Source organism: Vibrio sp. Vb0888 (assembly GCF_033338835.1).
Lineage (GTDB): Bacteria > Pseudomonadota > Gammaproteobacteria > Enterobacterales > Vibrionaceae > Vibrio > Vibrio alginolyticus.
In genome coordinates, this window is record NZ_JAWOTL010000044.1 from 1 (window position 1) to 3,785 (window position 3,785).

The 3,785-nt window shown below is 41.6% G+C and carries 3 protein-coding genes; 1 reads left to right on the plus strand and 2 read right to left on the minus strand.

Features of this window, described 5'->3' with window-relative positions; translation table 11 throughout:
- Positions 1-556: 556 nt before the first annotated feature.
- Together R7P72_RS23530 and R7P72_RS23535 are read right to left on the minus strand one after the other, a co-directional pair.
- The gene (locus tag R7P72_RS23530) at positions 557-1,174 is read right to left on the minus strand and encodes an OmpA family protein (RefSeq protein WP_025576707.1); all 618 of its coding nucleotides are present in this window, start codon (positions 1,172-1,174) and stop codon (positions 557-559) included.
- A 5-nt stretch (positions 1,175-1,179) separates the two neighbouring features.
- Positions 1,180-2,487, minus strand: a complete 1,308-nt coding sequence (locus R7P72_RS23535) for a TolC family outer membrane protein (RefSeq protein ID WP_025576708.1) — start codon at positions 2,485-2,487, stop codon at positions 1,180-1,182.
- A gap of 369 nt (positions 2,488-2,856) precedes the next feature.
- Between R7P72_RS23535 and R7P72_RS23540 the strand changes: the two genes are divergently transcribed.
- On the plus strand, positions 2,857-3,785 hold a 929-nt coding region (locus R7P72_RS23540; protein ID WP_318110773.1), incomplete at its 3' end, for a VCBS domain-containing protein.

Below are 3,785 nucleotides of genomic sequence, written 5' to 3' on the forward strand. Positions count from 1 at the left end.
GGCTACGACGATTAATGGGTGTAGCCGATCAGATCGTAGCTTCTTGATTTAGTTCCATCGATTTAAGCAACAAAGCCTTTCTAACTCATCTAAGCTTACTTGATGCAATTGCGAATGATTATAATGATTTAATAACTGACTCAATCTGCGAAGGCATGTTTCGGTCATTTTGCAGCGCCATAGTTTGTAAATAGATAGGAATGCGACACTCGACTTTAGTATGTAAAATAACCAACCACTAGTTTTGGATTAGCTAAGACTTCTCACTGTAACTCGTTCGAAAAAGTGCAATCACTTGTTTAAGTGAAATATGTTACTTCTATTTTTATCTGACAGCTTTTATTTTTTATAATTAAATAAGTTAATAATATTTTCTAAAGTAAGTTACAACTATATTAATTAGATGGTTCTTAATTTCGTACGGAGCTCAATTCTCTAAATGAATGGTGGTGATTAGCTTTAGTTTAAGTCAGTAAAATGTACTGATATCTGTTTCATCAAGCCCCTATAGAAGATGCCTCTAGCCATTGATGAAAACTGGCCAGAGGCAGGGGTGTTAGTTTACCTTGGGAAAGGTAGTAAATATCGTCCACTCATCTTTAACCATGCCTTTATGGCCAATGACGGTAGCGGTTACACGACGGTTTAAAGCGTGGCTGACATCATCTGTCCCCAATTTAGCTAAATGGGTATCACCAAAGCCAACAATAGTTAACCTGTCCTCTGAAATACCTTGCTTAATTAATAGGTTGCGTACGTTACTTGCTCGGCGGCGTGATAGCTCAAGGTTGTAAGCTGCGGTACCAACTTTACTTGCGTAACCCTGTATTTCGATAGAAGTCGTAGGGTACTTCTTAAGGAATGCTGCTAATTCAGTAATCTTACGTTGGAATACTGGATTAATGCTGTCTGAATCATTAGCAAACAAAATCTTAAGTTGATACTGTTCTTCTTTGTTTAGGTAGGTTTCGCAGCCATCATTATCTACTTCGGCACCAACTGGGGTATTCGCACATAGATCACGAGCATTGATTACGCCATCGTTATCTACGTCATGAAGGTCAGCGACTTGAATGTGCTCCGGAGTAGGGATGTAATCGAACTTATCAGTCGCAAATGCACTATTTAGGCTCATTGTTGATAGAGCTAGAAATATTAAGGTATTGTTTTTCATTGTGTTTAGTACTCTACTGGCTGAGTCCATTCTTGCGGAATATCGACGCGCAATGCATCAAGAAGTTTTCCTGTAGAAGTTAGAGTTCGGTATTTAGCGTATTGTTGATCGAACTGCGTTTCGAGGTAGTTTTTGCGGGATTCAAATAGCTCATTTTCAGTATTGAGCAAATCAAGCAATGTACGTTTACCAATGCGGTACTGCTTTTGATAAGCAACAACGGTGTCTGACATTGAACCAACATGTTGGCTTAGAAAGGTTTTTTGTTTGCCAGTCAATTCTAAAGCACTCCAAGAGAGACTAAGCTCTTGCTCAACACTTCGGTAGGCACGTTCACGTAGGTCTTTCGCTTTGTTGAGCTGGTAGGCCATACTATCAGTGTTTGCTGAATCTCTGCCGCCATTATATAGGTTATAGCGGACGCGAAGCATAGCAGTGGTTTCAGAACTGTTACCTTCAATACCTCCTGCATCATCACGCCAGTTTTGTGCTGCTTCAACGGAAACTACTGGATAGTGGTTCGCATCTGCTTGCTGGTACTGGTATCTTGCAGAGTCGACATCTGCTAAAGCTATCTTTATCACTGGGTGGTTTTCAAAAGCTTGATTTTTGGCCTCATCCAAGGAGTCGGGAATAAAGTTTTGGTCTGCGCGTGGAAAGATTAGATCCTGAGGGTTTTCACCCACTAATCGAATAAATGTGGTTTGCGCATCTTTGTAGTTATTTTGTGCAGCTAGTAAATTGCTGTGAGCTTTTGCTAGGCGACCTTCAACTTGAGTCAAGTCGGCGACTGAGCCTATTCCTGATTCTGTGCGTTTTTTGATGTCAGTATAAATACGCTCGTGCGTATTTAAGTTGCTTTCTGAAAGAGTAATGAACTGCTGTGCCTTAATTACATCCAGATACGCTTTAGCAACTTGTAGGGCAATATTTTGAGCATCAGCAAGCAATTGATAACGTACCGATTCAGCGTCTGCTGATGTGCGATCGATATCGTAAAGAGTTTTAGAACCATCCCAAATCAACTGGCTAAATGTAATTGCAGCTTCTTTACGGGTCATGTCGGTTCTATCTGCGGAGTTCGCTGGATCTATGCCCTCATAACCGATACCTGCGTCTAAATCGATGGTCGGTTTGTATGCACCAGTGGATTGATCAATGATGTAGCGTTTACTCATATATTCATTGAACGCACTTTTGATCTCTGGGTTGGTTGCAAATGTAACCGCTACGGCTTGCTCTAATGTTTGTGCACTGGAATGAAGAGGTATTAACAAACCAAAACAAACAACACTAATACTACTAAGCTTCAAAAGAAGTCTCCCCAAATAATTGGCAACGCTAATTATCTTTAATTTATTGTCTCAATAATGAAACTTTAAGAACCGGATATATTAAAGAAAACGTTTGTATCAAATCTGGCTTGGTTAATTTAAGCCATCATTTTAAAAAATGTAATCGCTGGAACAAAGTCCCTAAAAATAAGCCGCGTAGCATATGACTTTCTGGGGCAAAATAAAACCACTTTAAAACATGAAACTTATTGTGGGAACAAGTGCATGTTGTACATTGAGCAAATAATGATAAACTATTAACTAAATGTATCACTGCCTGAAATAATTCTCATTGCCTGATTTAGTCAAGGGGAGGGGTTATTTCATCTGTTAAATGGGGTAATAACTTTGGTTGGAAAGTCAAATTCAACGACGGATAAGTATGTTGTAATCGGTAAAGATGGTCATATTAGAGTAGTTGAATCTAAGGAGAACCTACTTCCGGGTGAGATTGTCGTGGATACGTTGAATGGTGATTCTCTACCTGCGCATGCCTCATTAGAGCGCAGTGATACAAATTCAGATATATCTCCTGAGGTTGAGGAAATCATTAAAGCCGTTGCGCAAGGTGATGACCCTACAGAATTAGGAGAAGAATACGCTACTGCTGCAGGTGAGCAATTAAGTTCTAGCTTAACCAATTCCGGAACAATTGAACGTTCAGGGGCTGAACTTCTGGCAAGTACGTTTTTTGAAACTTCAGGTTTAGACAGTGAGCAGAGCGATACCAATGTTTTACCTGACGTGCATCGTTCTACTGAAATAGATAGTAGTAACTCCTCAGCGTTAATTGATGGTGACGATGTGGGGGCAGTAAGAGAAGACGTAACGCTTACCACAGGTGGCAACCTAAACGTGGATGACCCTGATGCAGGTGAAGCGGTCTTCCAACCCCAAACGGACGTTCAAGACGGTAACTGGGGTATTTTCTCTATCGATGAGCAAGGTAACTGGACCTATGAGCTGAACAATAATCATCCAGACGTGCAAGCGTTAGACGCCGATAGCGATCCGGTGACTCGCACCATGACAGTGACGTCTGCAGATGGCACGACTCATGACGTGGTCGTGACGATCACGGGCTCAGACGACAAAGCGGTCATCACACCTGATCAACCGGGCGATGACAAAGGCGCGGTTCAAGAAGACGTAACGCTGACCACTGGCGGCAACTTAAACGTGGATGACCCTGATGCAGGTGAAGCGGTCTTCCAACCGCAAACCGACGTTCAAGATGGCAACTGGGGTACGTTCTCTATCGATGAGCAAGGTAACTG

Bases quoted from the DNA above. Each gene is read 5' to 3' on its own strand.
- R7P72_RS23530 (WP_025576707.1), bottom strand. From the start codon at position 1,174: ATGAAAAACAATACCTTAATATTTCTAGCTCTATCAACAATGAGCCTA.